At 67.2% G+C, this 15,503-nt stretch carries 15 protein-coding genes; 7 read left to right on the top strand and 8 right to left on the bottom strand.

Translation table 11 applies throughout. The features are described from left to right. Positions 1 to 33: 33 nt before the first annotated feature. Positions 34 to 207, bottom strand: coding sequence for a hypothetical protein (locus NNI01S_RS34635; protein WP_157114878.1), 174 nt, complete (start codon positions 205 to 207; stop codon positions 34 to 36). Positions 208 to 271: 64 nt separating this feature from the next. Between NNI01S_RS34635 and NNI01S_RS20195 the strand changes: the two genes are divergently transcribed. Further along, on the top strand, positions 272 to 1,084 hold the full coding sequence (locus NNI01S_RS20195) for an alpha/beta fold hydrolase (protein ID WP_245676289.1): 813 nt from the start codon (positions 272 to 274) through the stop codon (positions 1,082 to 1,084). 149 nt (positions 1,085 to 1,233) lie between these two features. On the opposite strand, the gene NNI01S_RS20200 is transcribed toward NNI01S_RS20195, so the two are convergent. Beyond that, positions 1,234 to 1,968: a hypothetical protein gene (locus NNI01S_RS20200; RefSeq protein ID WP_169813001.1), complete on the bottom strand. Its 735-nt coding sequence runs from the start codon at positions 1,966 to 1,968 to the stop codon at positions 1,234 to 1,236. Positions 1,969 to 2,756: 788 nt separating this feature from the next. On the opposite strand from NNI01S_RS20200, the gene NNI01S_RS20205 reads away from it, so the two are divergent. Both NNI01S_RS20205 and NNI01S_RS20210 read left to right on the top strand, forming a co-directional pair. Next, the gene (locus tag NNI01S_RS20205) at positions 2,757 to 3,074 is read left to right on the top strand and encodes a hypothetical protein (protein ID WP_063021673.1); all 318 of its coding nucleotides are present in this window, start codon (positions 2,757 to 2,759) and stop codon (positions 3,072 to 3,074) included. 183 nt (positions 3,075 to 3,257) lie between these two features. Beyond that, entirely contained in the window at positions 3,258 to 3,770 is a 513-nt protein-coding gene (locus tag NNI01S_RS20210; protein WP_063021674.1) for a Dps family protein, read from the top strand. Between the two features lie 70 nt (positions 3,771 to 3,840). Here NNI01S_RS20210 and NNI01S_RS20215 read toward each other — a convergent pair whose 3' ends face one another. Then, on the bottom strand, positions 3,841 to 5,052 hold the full coding sequence (locus NNI01S_RS20215; protein WP_245676290.1) for an aminoglycoside phosphotransferase family protein: 1,212 nt from the start codon (positions 5,050 to 5,052) through the stop codon (positions 3,841 to 3,843). Positions 5,053 to 5,233: 181 nt separating this feature from the next. Here NNI01S_RS20215 and NNI01S_RS20220 point away from each other — a divergent pair, with 181 nt between their 5' ends. After that, the gene (locus NNI01S_RS20220; protein ID WP_063021676.1) at positions 5,234 to 8,047 is read left to right on the top strand and encodes a helix-turn-helix transcriptional regulator; all 2,814 of its coding nucleotides are present in this window, start codon (positions 5,234 to 5,236) and stop codon (positions 8,045 to 8,047) included. Positions 8,048 to 8,110: 63 nt separating this feature from the next. Here NNI01S_RS20220 and NNI01S_RS20225 read toward each other — a convergent pair whose 3' ends face one another. From NNI01S_RS20225 to NNI01S_RS20245, 5 genes are all read right to left on the bottom strand, one after another. Next, on the bottom strand, positions 8,111 to 9,481 hold the full coding sequence (locus NNI01S_RS20225) for an ABC1 kinase family protein (RefSeq protein WP_063021707.1): 1,371 nt from the start codon (positions 9,479 to 9,481) through the stop codon (positions 8,111 to 8,113). A 94-nt stretch (positions 9,482 to 9,575) separates the two neighbouring features. Next, positions 9,576 to 10,820 (bottom strand): PucR family transcriptional regulator, encoded by a 1,245-nt coding sequence (locus NNI01S_RS20230; protein WP_063021677.1) that lies wholly within the window; start codon positions 10,818 to 10,820, stop codon positions 9,576 to 9,578. 232 nt (positions 10,821 to 11,052) lie between these two features. Further along, positions 11,053 to 11,682 carry a TetR/AcrR family transcriptional regulator gene (locus tag NNI01S_RS20235; protein ID WP_063021708.1) on the bottom strand — a complete coding sequence of 210 codons (630 nt, stop codon included), beginning with the start codon at positions 11,680 to 11,682 and terminating at the stop codon, positions 11,053 to 11,055. A 201-nt stretch (positions 11,683 to 11,883) separates the two neighbouring features. After that, complete coding sequence (locus NNI01S_RS20240) at positions 11,884 to 12,387, bottom strand: SPW repeat protein (protein WP_084489060.1); 504 nt, start codon at positions 12,385 to 12,387, stop codon at positions 11,884 to 11,886. Positions 12,388 to 12,558: 171 nt separating this feature from the next. Further along, positions 12,559 to 13,863: an MFS transporter gene (locus tag NNI01S_RS20245; protein ID WP_063021678.1), complete on the bottom strand. Its 1,305-nt coding sequence runs from the start codon at positions 13,861 to 13,863 to the stop codon at positions 12,559 to 12,561. A 200-nt stretch (positions 13,864 to 14,063) separates the two neighbouring features. Here NNI01S_RS20245 and NNI01S_RS20250 point away from each other — a divergent pair, with 200 nt between their 5' ends. From NNI01S_RS20250 to NNI01S_RS20260, 3 genes are read left to right on the top strand one after another with little or no spacing between them, the layout of a single operon-like run. Beyond that, on the top strand, positions 14,064 to 14,231 hold the full coding sequence (locus tag NNI01S_RS20250) for a ribbon-helix-helix domain-containing protein (protein ID WP_063021679.1): 168 nt from the start codon (positions 14,064 to 14,066) through the stop codon (positions 14,229 to 14,231). Then, positions 14,231 to 14,572 (top strand): hypothetical protein, encoded by a 342-nt coding sequence (locus tag NNI01S_RS20255; RefSeq protein WP_063021680.1) that lies wholly within the window; start codon positions 14,231 to 14,233, stop codon positions 14,570 to 14,572. The genes NNI01S_RS20250 and NNI01S_RS20255 overlap by 1 nt, the downstream gene beginning before the upstream one ends. Positions 14,573 to 14,575: 3 nt before the next feature. Further along, on the top strand, positions 14,576 to 15,427 hold the full coding sequence (locus tag NNI01S_RS20260; RefSeq protein ID WP_063021681.1) for a class I SAM-dependent methyltransferase: 852 nt from the start codon (positions 14,576 to 14,578) through the stop codon (positions 15,425 to 15,427). The last annotated feature ends 76 nt before the right edge of the window (positions 15,428 to 15,503 follow it).

Below are 15,503 nucleotides of genomic sequence, written 5' to 3' on the forward strand. Positions count from 1 at the left end.
GCCCGCGGGCGCCGAGGTGTGGCCGAACTCGGCTCACGACGTGGAGGCTGCGGACGCGGCGGTGATTCCGCGCTGGCGCATCGTCCGGTCGGCGGAGCTGGCCGCACCCGGCTGATAGGTCACCAGCAGTGCGCCGACGTCGGCGCGCGGACATCTGTCGTGCACTGCGTCGAGGACATCACTGACCGAAACCACTGCGTCGGGCACCGTGTCAGTGGGCGTGTCAGGCAGGTGTCAGCCCGATATCAGCCGGACCGGCCACAGTGCTCTTATGAACAGCGCAGCGAACATGAGCAGCACCGTGAACGATTCGGCTTGGGCCGGTATGGTTCCGGTCGACGACACGGCGCTGGCCGTGACAGACACCGGCGGCACCGGCCGCCCCATCGTCTACCTCAACGGCGCCTATGCCGATCAGTCGCACTGGCGGCGCGTGATCGCCGAACTCGGCAATGGCTACCGGCACATCACCTTCGACGAGCGGGCTCGCGGCAAGTCGAAGCAGTCGGTGGACTACTCCTTCGAGGCGTGCTTGCGTGATGTCGATGCCGTCCTCGCGGCGCGTGGGGTGGCGCAACCGATTCTCGTGGGCTGGTCCTACGGGGCGGCGACCGCCGTGCACTGGGCCGATCGGAATCCGGGCCGCGTCGCGGGGGTGGTGTGTGTGGACGGCGCGATGCCGTACGGCTTGACCGGGGAGGAGGGTCGCGCGCGTATCCGGAAGCTGTTCCGCCGGATGCGGTTCGCGCTGCCGCTGGTGCGCCCGTTCGGTTTGGCCGCGCGAATGAGCGCCGACGAGCACGCCGAGGTCAACATCGAGGTCAACGAAATCAACGCCGCTATCGCGCCGGTTCTGGACCGCGTGAGCTGCCCGGTGCGGTACGTCCTGGCCACGGGCGCCAATCTCGGCGGAGGTCGGGAGGAGATGGAGCAGGTGCGGGCCTCTCTCGATCCGGTGCTCGCCCGCAACCCGAACATCCAGGTGAGTGCGAAGGTCGCGAGCAACCACTCCCACATCCTGCGAAAGGACTTCCGAGCCGTCGCCGAGACCGTCCGGAAAACCGCAGCGCCCCGCGCCAGATGACGGACGAGCTCGATCCCCGATGCCGGTCAGCGGCACGCGCCGCCGCTGACCGCATAGCCCGAGGGAATCGGGAACGCGGATTTCATTGCGCCCGAGAAGGGAGGCGGGTGGCGCAGCCATGCGACGGCGGCCGCGGGTCACCCGACTGATCAGGATGAACGGGAGGCCCTGTCGTTGTGACCGCGCCCGTCGATGTCGATGCTCATCGACGAAGTTCGAAGAAAATCCACCACCAACGCGTGCGTCATCATCGGTGCGGGATGCAGGGCGATATCCAGGTAGTTCAAGGCGGTTGCCAGCTTCGATCCGTCGTACAACATGGCGGGATCCCGACCCGCAGCGGCCCACATGGCCGCATCCACCGCCGTCTGACCACAGACCAGCAGCGACACCAGGTCCGCGTTCGCGGCTCCGTCGACCAACGCGAGTGAACGGGATCTCCGGCCGCGCGGAACCGCTGCGGACGCTCTGCGTTCCTCGCCCGACTTCGTCGACGCCGGTAGGGAATGGATATTTCCTTCGACTCTCGCTCGAGTAAGTTGCCGGTTCACGTGTGTCCAGAACTCACGCCATGACCGAATGTCGACCAGCCGGTGATCCACCGGCACCTTCCGCCGGCGAACGCGATCGAACAGAACCGTGAGAACCGGTTGCAGGACTTCGAAATTGGCGGGAACGTTTTTTCCCGACTTCCAATCGCTGATACGCTGCGCCGATACGGAGAAAACCCGACCCGAATGCGTGGCTTCATCGGCCCTGTGGCACGCCCAGGTGGCGAGCATGCGAAGCGATGGGCTGCCCGCCGCCACATAGAGAGCCGTGAGTCTCTTCGCGAACTCACTCCGATGAAATGACGCGCCGTTATCGCCAGTTGCCGGACTCATCCCAACCCCGTTCATACAATTGCAGGCAACCTCGCGAGCCCGACTACAGCAGGCTCGGTCAGCTCCCGTGAAGATATGTTCTTTCCGATGTTCCGAATAAGGTGTGCCGCCGGACACCGACCGGAATGCGGACCTCTCGACGATTACCTCGTGACCGAGTCGATGCCGAGACCAACGGCTCACCGATCATCCGGTCCGGCCGTGGTTACCCGAGACAGGACGCACGCCGCTCGATCAATCGGCATCGAAGGCAGAACACCCTCCGGTGACACGGCGGCGTGCGCTTGAAACGAGTCCGCGAGCGGACTACCGGGTGAGCGTCACCAGGACGCCATATGAGCAGCAGGCAACCGCTGCGTAGAAATTCGAGATCTTATATCGCAGATCATGTTCCCCCCGGAAGCTCTGGTATTTCGTTGTCGACCGCAGACCTCGAACGAACTCGCTCGACGATGCCTCGCACGCGATGGACTGCGCCCCATTTGCATTGCAATCCCCCTCGGACGTTGCGATCACTACGGCGGCGTAGACCATATTGCGGTCGACTACATATCGACTGCCTGGCCGCCGGGCACGCGAGTGTGCGCCGATGCCGTCCGTGGTTGCTCTCGCAACGCACTTCTCAGTGTCTTCGTTGTGCGCTTCAGCGTATCGACGGAGCGTCATTCGAGTCAACAGTTTCGCTGCAGCGCCACAGCGAGATTGCTTTGGAGGGGGAAGGACGTTGGCGTGCAACGTCGCTCGATGCCATGCTGGTGTGAGGGTCGACGTCCGAGCACAGGAATGTGATGACGAGCGGGCGAGACCTGTCCGAATCACATCTGAGTGAGCTGCGGCGCGGCGTGAAGACCGATCCCACCATGCGCACTGTGAGCGCGTTGGCCTGGTTCTTCGGCGTTCGCGCTGGGTATTTCACCGATCCGGTGGTAGCTGTCGAGGTCGAGCGGGAACTCGACGCCCGGGAGTCCGAGCTACGAGCCGCGCTCGAAGCCGAACGCTCCGCGCAGCTCGACGTTCTGGAAGCCAGTAAGGAGCTGCAGCGCGAACAGGCCTCGATGATGCGCGCGCTCGCCAAAGCCTTACTCGAGGGCGAAGAACGAGGATAAGAATTCGAAGGAATCGGAGTCCCGTGCTGATAGAGCCCCGCGCACCCGGATACGGGCGGTTCTTCAGGGTGTGCAGATCATCGCCGACACCTCGCCGAGTGACCCGAGTTACAGTTAAATCTGGAATGATTCCAATCTAGGTCGCGGTTGTTCCCAGCGAAGGATCCGGAAAGGAGTGCAACCATGACCGCAGCACCTCAGGCCCAGCAGCAGACCAATCGTCGTCTCGCCGACGATGTCCGAAATTTCACCGGCTCGCCTCGGCTGGCCGCCGACCTGCAGCGCGTGCTCGTCGATCTCATCGAACTGCACCTGCAAGGCAAGCAGGCGCACTGGAACGTCGTCGGAACCAACTTCCGTGACTTGCATCTGCAGCTCGACGAACTCGTCGACGCGGCCCGCGACAGCAGCGACACCATCGCAGAGCGGATGCGCGCGCTCGACCTGGTCCCCGACGGACGGTCCGACACCATCGCCGCGACGACGAGTCTGCCGCCGTTCCCCGCCCAGGAGGTGCACAGCGCCGACGTCGTCGATTTGATCACGACACGGACCTACGCGGCGATCGATACCATCCGCGCCGTGCACGACGCCGTGGACGCCGAGGACCCCACCACCAGCGACCAGCTGCACCAGGTCATCGAGTCGCTGGAGAAACTGGCGTGGATGATCAAGTCGGAGAACCGCAAAGTCTGAGCGCCGGTCACGCACCGCCCCGGCGCCGCAGCCCGGCCAGGGGACGCATTTCGCGAATCCGCAGCGAATCTCATGATTTGCGCGGCTGACCCTCCTCCAGCGCTTTCACGGCGTCGAGGTCCAGTACCGCGTTGGCGGTGCGCTCGATGATGCCGAGGCTGATCTCGTCCGGTTGGTATTTCGGCTGGATGGCGCTGTGGCCGATGGTCGCCAACCAGATGAAGTACGGGTACAGCGCCTGCTGGCGGTAGGCCAGCCACGCCGCGTCGAAATCGGGCGCCGGTGCGCCGCAGGCCGCGAGGCGGTCGAGATAGACGGCCAGCAGTTCGCGCTCCCACGCTCGCCGGTCGTGCACGGCGAGACCCGAGCCGACCACATAGGCGACGTCATAGGCCCAGCTTCCCCGCAGAACGACCTGCCAGTCGGTGAATCCCATCCGCCCGCTGGAGGTCATGTAGGTGTTGCCTATGTGACTGTCGCCGTGCAAGAACGTCTGCGCACCGGCGCCCGCGATCTCCAGAGATCGTTGCAGTGCGCGATACAGCCGGTCGTGGTCGCCCGCCAGGGCTTCCGGTAACACCGCCGCTGCCCGCCGAGCGCCGACTCGTGCGCGTTTCGACATGCCGATCAACCGGTCGAGATGTGCGAAATGCGCCTGCGGCGGCTTCAGCCACCGATGCTGCTCCAGTTCGGCATCGTTCCAGTACCGGGCGTGCCAGGTCGCCATCGTGCACAACAGATCGGCCATCTGAGCATGGTCGATCGGTGTCCGGGGCGTGCAGAACAGCGCGCCTTTGGTGCTGTCGATGTCTTCGAGCAACGAGATCGACCGGCCCGACCGATAGTCGACGGCGCTGTGGTAGCCGCGAGGCGCTTCGATGTCCAAGGCCGGCCGTAAGTGCGTGAAGAATCCCGGCTCGCCGCCGATGATTCCGGCCAGGTCCAAGGTGAGGCGCTGTTTGAAGTCGGCGGTCGTCTTGGCGAACAGCTGCTCCGGCAGATTCGCCGCGCGGCCCGCGGCGTTGTATTCCACACCGAGCTTCCAGCGGGTGGACGTGCCCGCACTCCGGTCGCGGGTCTCGAACGATTCGACTTCCGCGCCGGGGTGGCCCGCGCACAACACGGCGGTCAGCCATTCGACCGTCACCTCACGGGCCGTCACCGGGATGTCGCTCGCACTCCGGGCCCGACGCCGCGTCAGCGTTTCCTTGGTGACGTGACCACCTATGCGGGCGATTCCCCGCAGGATCTCCGATACGGGGGTGGAAGCTCTGGACGACAACGCGCATCTCCTCTGCTCGGTAATTCGACTGCTGCGCCCGCCCGAGCGTCATCGGGCACCTCCTCCGGGACGGTATGGCAGCTCGGGGCCGGGAACATCCGTCGAATCGGAAAGAAATATCCGTACGGTCTGCCTCGAGCTGCCCCGGTCGCGGCCGCCGCAGGTGCCTAAGCTCACCCCCATGAAGAAGGTCCCCGCTACGGTCTTGCTCGGTCGGGACGCCGAGCTCGAACACCTGGCGGCGCTGGCCCGCCGAGTCGCCGCGGGACAGGGCGCGGTGGCGCTCGTAGAGGGCGAGCCCGGCATCGGGAAGACGGCGCTGCTCGAGGCAGCCGCTACCGGTTTCGCGGAAGCGGGCCTGCACGTGCGTACCGGCGCCGCCAGGGAACTGCAGCGCGACGTGCCGTTCGCCGCGGTGTCCTCCTGGCTGGCCGTCGACGGCGCCGCGCCCCGCGGCGGTCCGGATCCGAGCCGCCCGCTGCGGCACAGCGCGGATCGCGCGGGCGACGCCGCGGCGACCCACGAGTTCGCCGTCACCGAGGCGATTTTGGAACGCGTCGACGCTTGGTGCGCCGGCGCTCCGGTGGCGCTGATCGTGGACGACATCCATTGGGCGGACCCGTCGAGCCTGTCGGTACTGCGGCGGCTCTGTGCCCTCGTCGACGCGCAACCGCTACTGGTGGTGCTCGCGAGCCGCCCGCTGCCCACGGACCCGGCGTTCGCCGCACTGTCGGCCGAACTCGTGGAACGGCAGGCCCCGACGATCCGGCTCGGTGCGCTGACCGGCCCGGCCGCGGCGGGGCTCGTGCGGCACCTGGTCGGCGCTCCCCCGGGCCCGGGACTGCTGCGAATGGTGGCGGGTGCTCGCGGAAATCCGTTGCACATCACCGAACTGGTGGCCGCATTGCTGCGTGCACGGGCGATCGGGGTGATCGCCGAAATCGCCGCTCCGGCAGTGCCGGACGCCGGCCAACCGCCGTCCGCCTCGCTGTCGGAGGCGATCACCCAGCGGCTGGAACTGCTTTCGGGTCCCACGCGGGACGTGCTGCCGATGGCCGCTGCCCTGGGACCCGTCCTCAATGTCGGGGAACTGGCGGCGGTGCTGGACATCCCGCTCCTGGACGTCTGGCGGGCGGTCACCGAGGCGGTGGATGGCGGGCTGCTCATGCGGATGGATTCGGAGCTGGTGTTCCGCCACGACCTCGTGCGCGATGTGCTGGCCGATCAGTTGCCCGTTTCGTTGCGCTCGGATCTGCTGCGCAGGGCCGGCCAGGTCCTGCAAGCGACCGACGCGCCGATCGAGCGTGTCGCGTACTACCTGTCGGCGGGCGGCCACGAACTGGACCGGACGAGCCTCGACTGGCTGCGGGCCGTCGCGGGCAAGCTGATCGTGCGAGCGCCCGAGCTGGCGGTGCAACTGCTGAGCCGCGCCGCCGCCGCGACCGAACTCGACGGCGCCGTGCGCGACGTGCTGATCCGCTGGCACACCCGGGCACTGCTGTGGAACGGCCGCGCCGCCGACGCCGAAGACGTGGTGCGCACCGCGCTGCGCGCTCGACCGGACGACCACGATGTGGAACTGACGTGGCTGCTGGTCCAGGTCTGCCAGTCCCAGGGCCGGTTGGCCGACGCCGTGGCGGTCGCGGAGACGGCGCTGTCCACCATGGATCTGCGCGCCGAGGACGCGGGCCGGCTCCTGGGCATGTGCGGACTGGACAACTTCTTCCTCGAGCGTTTCGAGGCGGCGGAGCAGGCCGGCCTGCGGGCCGCGTCGATGGGGCAGATCACCGGTAACCCGCTGGCGACCGGATATGGTCTCATGGCGCTGGGCGCGGTGCGCTACACCCAGGGCTACCTCGACGAGGCGCTGGATCTGAGCACCCGGATTCTCACCGTCTTCGGGGACGGCACCGGACCGGACCAGTTCGATCCGTACGTGCTGTACGCGCACTGCCTGATCGAACTCGATCGGCTCGCCGACGCCGAAGCGACACTGCGGACGGCCATCGGGCACAACCGCCGGATGCACGGTGTCTACCTGTCGCCCAACTTGCTCGCGAAAGCGCGGCTGTATCTGCTCGACGGTCGCTGGGACGACGCGCTGGCCGAATGCGCGGCGAGCGTGGAGGCGTCCGATGTCCTCGGGTACGCGCCCGTCGCCCACTGTCTGGCGGCACTCATCGGCATTCACCGCGGCACGTTCGTGCCGGACCCCGCGGACATTCCCGTGCCGGACGACCGCTTGGGCAGCTCCGGATACGCGCAGCTGCACCCCTGGGTCGAGGCGCTGACGCACGAGGCGCGCGGCCGCCCGCGGCGAGCGCTGGAACTTCTCGTCGACGCCCATCAGCGGCTGGCCGATGGCCTGACCGCGTCCACCCTGCACTACATCTTCCCGGACATCGCTCGGCTGGCCGCGGAGGTCGGGGACGACGATGCGGCGCGCACGGTGGTCGCGGGCGCGGACGAACTGCTGGCGCGGCAGCAGACCGCGAGCCGCACCGGAACGGCGCTGCTCTGCCGAGGTCTGGCGGCAGCCGATCCGGAAACCTTGGCCGCGGCCGCCGACGCGTTCCAGCGGGCCGGGTGGCCCCTGTACGAAGCGCAGACCTACGAGAACGCGGCCGTGCTGCTCGCCGCTTCGGGACGAGAGGCAGAGGCCCGCGGCGCGCTGGACACGGCGCTGGGGCTCTACGGTCGCCTGGGCGCGTCGTGGGACAGTGCCCGCGCGGCCGCGCGCGTGCGCCCGCACGGTATCCGGCTGGGCGTGCGAGGTCCGCGCAACCGACCCAAGACCGGCTGGGCGGCACTGACGGAGACGGAGCGCAAGGTCGCCGCGCTGGTGACCGAGGGCTGCTCCAATTCGGATATAGCAGCGCAGATGTTCTTGTCCCGCCGCACGATCCAGTCCCATGTGTCCAGCATCCTGACCAAACTCGGCCTACGCTCACGGCGCGAGATCGCCGCCGCCATGCCGCGTTCGGTGCTGCCGTGAGCGTGGACCGGCCTGCGCTCACAACGAGGTGGCTTCGCTGGCGTGCCTGCGGCGAGGAGGGCTTCACCGGTGCGCGCGCCACTCGGCTATCGCCTGCCCGATCTCGGTTGCCGGGGGCTCCTGGTAGAGCCACTCACGGGCGAGGCGATGCCAATTGTTGGTCACTCGTAATCGGCCGAGCACGGCGAAGGTGAACAGGTCCGCGCGGCGGGAGAAGACGTGCTCCGGCGGCAGCGACTGATGCCGCATCCCACGGAACTCGGCGGCTCGCGGGTCGACCGCGAGGATCACGGCGCCGGTGGCGACGTCGGGAGTGATGGTGATCTCCTCGTCGAGCAGATGCCAGCCCGCCGCGGCCCATACATAGTCGAGGCATTCCTGTGTGGTGACGCCCGCTTCCGGGTCGATGATGCCCCGTCCCACCCACGCCTCGTACAGGTCGTCGGCGCGATGTTCCCCGGCCGCACGCAGGCACGAGCGCTCGAAATCGACATGCACCGGGTCCATGCGGTCGTAGAGCCCGAAATCCACGAAGGCCAGCCGTCCGTCGTCCGCGAGCAGGATGTTCCCCGGATGTGGATCACCGCAGAATTCGTTGTCGCAGAACAGCGAACTGATGTAGAAGCGGTAGATCAATTCCCCGAGCCGGTCGCGCTCGGCCCCGGGCAGATCCCGGATCTGCTGGAAGCTTCTGCCCTCGACGAACTCGGTCACGAGAACCTTTCTCGTGCAGTGCTCTTCGATGCTGTCGGGCACCATGATGAACGGATGATCGCGGTAGCGCGAAGCCACCCGGTGCTGGGTCCTGGCTTCGCGTGGGTAGTCGAGTTCGTTGCCGATGTTGCGGGCGATCTCCTCCAGCACGGCGCTGTCGGCAGCGCTGGGCAGGATGGATTTCCACAGCTTGCTGAGCACTTCCAGATTGCGCATGTCCGCGTGGATGGCCTCGTCCACGCCCGGGTATTGGACCTTGACCGCGACGGTGCGCCCGTCGTGCAGCCGTGCCCGGTATACCTGCCCGATCGACGCCGCCGCGATCGGTGTCTCGTCGAATTCGGCGAAGATTCGCGCCGGTGGCCCGAGATCGTCCTCGATGACCTTCAGCATCGCCGCGAACGGCACCACCGGAGCTCGGTCGCACAATTCGGCCAGTTTGGTGCGGAACAGCTCTCGATGCGATGGCGGAATGAGATCGACGTCCAGCACCGACAACATCTGGCCCAGCTTCATCGCCGCGCCTTTCATGCTGCCGAGCACCGTGACCAGCTGCTGCGCCGTGGTCAGCGTGGAACGTTCGGCGAGTACCCGCCGGGCTTCCTCGGTTCTGCCGACCATCGACAACCGGGCTCCGACACCGCGGACGGCTTGCCCCGCCGCCATTCTGCCCAGCCGGCCGCCCCTGGCCAAACGTCCTTTGGGCACTCGATCTGCCACCGCATGCACCTCCGTGAGCATCCGCGGCGTATGTCACACGAGCGGAGATTGTCGGCACTTCGAAGCCGGTTGTCGAGTGCCGATAGCGCCGGGCTCAGCGCGCGGCCAATCGCCGGATCTCGGCTTGCGGCCGTTCGGCGCCGCCATTGGTCCAGATGATCAATGCCGAGTGCAGGTACCACAGTCCTCGTGCGTCGGAGGGGTCCAGACCGGTGAGTTCCGCGATTCGTCGTAGCCGGTAATCGACGGTGTTCGGATGCACATTCAGCCGCCGAGCGGTGCGCTGGCGATTCAATTCGTTGCCGATGTGAATCCTGAGCGTCTCCACCAGATCGGGATAATCCATCAGCGGCGCGAGCTGGGTGCCCAGGACATCGCGGCCGATGCCCGGGCGAGTCAGCTGATATTGGAGCGCCAGCTCGGTGAATCTGTACACGCCGGGTCCGTGTCCGAGTTGTTCGACCGTGTCGAGCAACTCGTGGGCCTGCACAGCGGCGGCGGCGACCTGGTGCGGGTCGGCGGGGACGACCGTGGCGGTGATCGGCACGCGCGCCGCGTGCGAGAGTTTGTCGACCACGGCATCCAGATCGGGTGCGCCGGAGCGGGTGGCGGGGATGAGGATCGTTCCTCCGTCCACCGAGAGCAGCGACAGGGCTTGGCCGTCGAACAGATCGGCGAGGCCGGACTGCAGACGGCGGAGTTTACGCCGCGCGACGACTTGGCCATCGAGCTGGGGAAGGCTCTCGTCGGGATGCGCCGGTATCGCGACGGCGAGCACCATGTAGGTATCCGCGATCGGTATGCCGGATTCGCGCGCCATCGCCGAGGTCGCATGACCGCCCAGCAGCGCGGAGGTCAGTGTGAGCACCGCGGTTCGGTCTTCGGCCGCACCGGCTTTGCATTCCCGCACATAGGCTTTGCCGATCGTCGCGGTGATCAGGCTCAGCAACTCGAGCGTGGCGGCGGTGCCGGAGACGATGTCGACGCGATCCGAGGCGCTCTTCTCGGCGAACAGCAGCTCCAGGCCGAACTTGAATCCCACATGAACCGTATGAAGGATCGCGTCGATGGAGATTCCTTGCCGAGCCCACGCCGCTGCCGCGGTCAACAGGCCCTCGGTGCGGTCGACCGAAGCCTGCCCGCTCAACCGCTGACCAGCCCACTCCAGGCACATCCGGACCACCGCGGGGATCGTCGCGTCGGCTGGGCCGCCCGGCAGGACGGCGGAATCCTTCAGGTGCCGCACGATCTTCCTGGTCACCGCGTCGGTGTCGCGCAGAGGTGACCGCACCGGCCGCGCCGTATCCGGTTCGAAGTGGGCGATTCTGCCGATCGTCACGGGTGACCTCCTCGTCGCCGTCGAGCCACGGTTTCGTCGGACCCGCCTCCCCCGCTGTCCGCTCCGTCAAACGGTAAACCGCACGACAACTCAGCTGCTACTCCTCTTTCGACACCCTCCGGACACCCGCTGGAAAGGAAACGGACCAGCAAAAACAACGAGCTACTGTCCGATTCGGGAAGCTGCACGCCCCCAGATACATGACCAGGTGCTCACTTTTGCGGAGAGGATTTCATACGGCCGCGGCGCGCGCCTCGGCCTCCATCCATGCCCCGATCATCCGCCCCGTCATCTCGATCGCCTCCCTGCGCGCGCCACTGTCGACCTCGAGCGCCGACGCGCGCAGCACTGCCGCGAAGCCGGTGTTGATGATGACGAACGTCATCACGTCGTACCGGTGGTCGTCGCCCGGACCGAGCACCTGGATCAGCATCACCTTGACCAGCAGGCGAAGCCGCGGCTCGAATTCGGGGATCCCGCTGCTGTAGAACTGCACTCCCGCCACGAGCGCGCGCACCAACTTCGCGTTGGCCACCAACTCCTCGGTGATGACCTCGAGGATTTCGGTGACGATCTGCTGCACGGGCTTGCCCGACAGGTCGAACACGCGCTGGGTGAAGCGCCGCTCGACCGTTTCGAGCAACCGCTCGAGCAGTTCGTCCACCAGGACCGCCCGGTCGGCGAAGTACCGGTAGACCGTGCCGATACTGACACCGGCCTCCGCCGCGATCCGGTTCGTCGAGGTATCGGCGATACCGCGCTCACCGAACAACCGCGCGGCGGTATCCAGAATGTGCTCCCTCGTCGCCTTCGCCCGCTCCTGAGTCGGACGACGACGTTGGCCGACAGCCTTCGGCGGCACCACACCCTCCCGCTCCACAACCAAAACTGAGCGGCGCTCATCTTAGCCGGAGCGAAGGGCGTCTCGATATGCGAATTCTCGGAAACGGTGATCTCGCCGACGAATCCCGCCGGGCCGGTCACCACTGCCCGGCACGGCCTCCCCTGCGGCCGGCTCGATCAGCCCGACGCAGTGCCTGGCCGCCGCCGGGATGGACTTCTTTCATCGCGCGGAAGTCTCCGGCCCCAGTCCGGACGGTCGCCGGACTCGAGTTTCGTCTGTTCCAGGCGCCTGGCCGGTGAGACGTCCGGTCCGGCTCATCCCGAGGACCATCGAGCCCAGGCCGAGCAGCAGCGCCAGCGCGCCGGTGACGACGTTGTTCCAGATCGTCGATGTGGTATCGACGTCACCGCTGACAACCCAAGGGGCGAGAATCGCCCAGAGGCCGATCAGGGGTGCGGCCCACACGATGCCGTGCGTTCGCCCGTATACCGAGGCGAATCCGAGGGCCAACATCGCCAGCGCGATCCCGCAGACGAGGTTGTTGACGGTCAAGGTCGAGAACCCGTTGAACCCGACGACCCACGGAGAGATCGCGAGATACAGCCCGGTCAAGAACAGCAACCCGGTGACCGCCTGAGCGTCCGGCGCCTCCGAAGCACGCTCGTACTTCTCGCGCAGCTCCACGATGTCGGGATGCCGACTCATCATGGTTTCACTACTCATGTTGTCCACCACCCTTCAGACGAAGTGGCGAATCGAAGCTCTCGAGCCGCACGGCCCGCTCGGTCGTGGAAGGCGGCCCGGGGCACGCCACTCACCCGTACGTCATTTTACCGGTGCGCCGCCACCGCAGCGTGGTGCAACTGATCGATGCACCGAGCGGCCGAGGAGACGCTAGCGCTGCTCGCCGCCGCCACGCCTCCGGAGGAGCTGCGGTGACCGGCCCACCTCATCAGCGCGCTGGACGACGCGGCCGTCCTGCCGCAAGCCGGGTGAGTGGGTGTCACGCCGCGGCAGCAAGAACGGCGTGGCGAGGAGCAGGAGGCCGGCCAGTGCTATCGCCGCACGCGGCCCGGTGAGTCGAGCCAGGAGTCCCCACGACACAGTGAGCGCGGCGATGCCGAGGCTGCCGGTGATCGACCAGGCGGCGAGGACGCGCGCCTGACGGTCGGCGTCGACGTTGCGCAACCGGTAGGCGGCGAAGACGGAATTGAAGAGGCTCACGCAGACGATCAGCCCGAATTCGGTGAATATCACGATCACGAGCCCGGCCACGCCCGGCTGGATGAACGCGAGCCCCACAGGCCAGCAGGCGCGTAGCGTGCCGAAGGCTCGCAGCACCACCTGTTCGCCCCAGCGGGATACGACTCGGCGGGCGAGGCGTGACCCGATCAGGCCGCCGAGACAGGGAACGGCGAAAGCCAGCCCGTACTCCCAGACCGGAAACCGCAACTCGGCGAGCATCAGCACCGACAACAGCGGCTCCGCGGCCATGATCAGCCCGTTGACCAGAACGGTGTTGAGGAAGAGCGGACGCAGCGTGTCGTGGGTCAGGAGGTATCGCCACCCCTCGGCGATGTCGCTCCATCGACGCGTCCGGACCGCCCGCGGGGCCGGGGGCCGCTCGGGATCCCGGATGGCGGTGAGGCCGAGCGCCGAGAGGAGGTAGCTCGCCGCGTCTACCGCAATGGTCGTCACCGGCCCCAGCAGCCCGATGGCGGCGCCGCCGACCGGCGGCCCGAGGACGGTGGCCGACCAGGTGGTGGACTCGAAACGACTGGTGGCCAGCAGAAGCCGATCGGCGGGGACGATGGTCTTCAGGTAGGCGCCACTGGCGGCGGTGAACGCGATCTTCGCTGCCGCGGCGACGATGGCGACCAGGAGAAGTTGCGCGAAGGTCAGCACACCCCGCCAGTAGGCGAACGGTATGGAGGCCAATGCCGCGAACCGGACGACGTCCATGGCGATCATGACCGGCCGCTTGGCGCGGAACTCCATCCACGGCCCGAGCGGAACCGCCAGCAGCGCGCCGATCGCGAGTCCGGCGGACGACAGAACCGCCACCTCCGCCGAACCCGCGTTCAGCACCGTGATGGCGACGACCGAGAACGCCCCGAACCCGAGTCCGGTCCCATAGGCGCTGACCGCGTAGGAGGCCCACAACCATCCGAACGATCGCCCGAGATTCGAACTCGACATATCCGGCACCCGCTTCCCGTGAACAGCCTTGCAATGTCCGGGGATTGAACCCGGTCGAGGGGCATCGGCACCAACAACGGATCGCCGGAAACCACAACTGATCGTTGTGGACGCAGGCCGTTGCCTTCGCACCGAAGCGGAGCGGACTTCGCACACCTGGAGTCCTAGCGGATAGCATGCTAACTTGCTAGCATCACCTCGTGGGTGAGGAAGTGAAGCAGTTCAACGTCTACCTGCCGATCGAACTGATCAAGCAGGTCAAATTTCGGGCGATCGAGTCGGAAATGTCGTTGTCGGCGCTGGTGACCGCCGCGCTGCGCGCCTATCTCGACGACGAACCGAACGCACCGTCAGGAGAGGATCGATAATGACCACCGAGGGCATCGAGGCCGTGTTCCTGGAGACCCACAACTGGGGCCGGATGGCGAAATTCCTGCAGGGGGTGGGATTCACGGTCGAGTTCGAGACCGATCACCACTCCGGCCAGTTCCGCAACGGTGACGGCCCCTACGTCTTCGTCGCCGAGGTGCCGGAGTCGCAGCCCGCACGCACCCGACTTGTGCTGAAGGTCGCGAGCGCCGAGGAGCGTCCGGGCGAGGGCGTCGAGATCGTCACCGGCTTCGAGCCGACCCACTACGGGACCCAGGAAATGACCGTCCACGACCCCGACGGACGGGCGTGGAGCCTGCAGGCGCCGGGCAAGGAGTAAGCAGTGGCACACGAGACCCTCACTCCGGACAGCACCGCGGTCCGGGTTGCACTATGGCGCGCGATACATGTCCTGGACGACGCGCCCCCGCACGTGTTCGACGACCGCGTCGGCCTGCGCCTGGCCGCTCCGGAGGACGGCTGGCGGCAGCGCCCGGACATGGAACCGCACACCACCGCACCGATGCGCGCCGGAATAGTCTCGCGCGCACGTTTTCTCGAGGATCTGCTCGCCGAGCAGGCGCAGCGCGGCGTGGATCAGTACGTCGTGCTCGGCGCCGGGCTGGACACCTTCGCGCAGCGCAGGCCCGACCTCGCCGCACGATTCACCGTCTTCGAGGTCGATCAGCCCGGCCCGCAGGCATGGAAACGGCAGCGGCTCACCGAACTCGGCTTCGACATACCGCCGTGGCTGCGGCTGGTGCCGGTCGACTTCGAGGTGGACGCGTGGTGGCAGCGGCTGCTCGAAGCCGGCTTCGATCCCACCCGCCCGGCGCTGGTCGCCTCTGCCGGTGTCTCGATGTATCTGACTCGCGAGGCGAACATCGCGACGCTGCGACAATTGTCGACGCTCGCGCCGGGCTCCACCCTGGCCACCACATTCCTGCTGCCGCTCGAACTGGTCGACCCCGACGAGCAGCGACTGCGCCGGTTCGCCGAAGAAGGCGCCCGCCGCTCCGGCACCCCCTTCCTCAGCTTCTTCCGGCCCGGCGACTTGGTGCGGCTGGCCCGGGACGCCGGGTTCCCCGCCGCCCGGCACATCTCCGCAGCGGAGCTGACCGCCCGCTACTTCGCCGACCGCACCGACGGCTTGCGACCCGCCGAATCGGAGCAGATCGTCGTCGCGACAACCTGATCCCCAAGCACACGGGACCTTCGCGTTCACCGAGCCACAGCACAGCTCTGAGCACGGAGCCGGCTATTTTTCGCAG

Origin of the sequence: Nocardia niwae NBRC 108934 = DSM 45340 (genome assembly GCF_001613465.1) — a bacterium.
GTDB lineage: Bacteria > Actinomycetota > Actinomycetes > Mycobacteriales > Mycobacteriaceae > Nocardia > Nocardia niwae.

What these genes read in the sequence shown, in the direction of transcription:
- NNI01S_RS20195 (WP_245676289.1), top strand. Translation starts at nt 272, where the DNA reads ATGAACAGCGCAGCGAACATGAGCAGCACCGTGAACGATTCGGCTTGG.
- NNI01S_RS20200 (WP_169813001.1), bottom strand. Translation starts at nt 1,968, where the DNA reads ATGAGTCCGGCAACTGGCGATAACGGCGCGTCATTTCATCGGAGTGAG.
- NNI01S_RS20205 (WP_063021673.1), top strand. Translation starts at nt 2,757, where the DNA reads ATGACGAGCGGGCGAGACCTGTCCGAATCACATCTGAGTGAGCTGCGG.
- NNI01S_RS20210 (WP_063021674.1), top strand. Translation starts at nt 3,258, where the DNA reads ATGACCGCAGCACCTCAGGCCCAGCAGCAGACCAATCGTCGTCTCGCC.
- NNI01S_RS20220 (WP_063021676.1), top strand. Translation starts at nt 5,234, where the DNA reads ATGAAGAAGGTCCCCGCTACGGTCTTGCTCGGTCGGGACGCCGAGCTC.
- NNI01S_RS20240 (WP_084489060.1), bottom strand. Translation starts at nt 12,387, where the DNA reads ATGAGTAGTGAAACCATGATGAGTCGGCATCCCGACATCGTGGAGCTG.
- NNI01S_RS20245 (WP_063021678.1), bottom strand. Translation starts at nt 13,863, where the DNA reads ATGTCGAGTTCGAATCTCGGGCGATCGTTCGGATGGTTGTGGGCCTCC.
- NNI01S_RS20255 (WP_063021680.1), top strand. Translation starts at nt 14,231, where the DNA reads ATGACCACCGAGGGCATCGAGGCCGTGTTCCTGGAGACCCACAACTGG.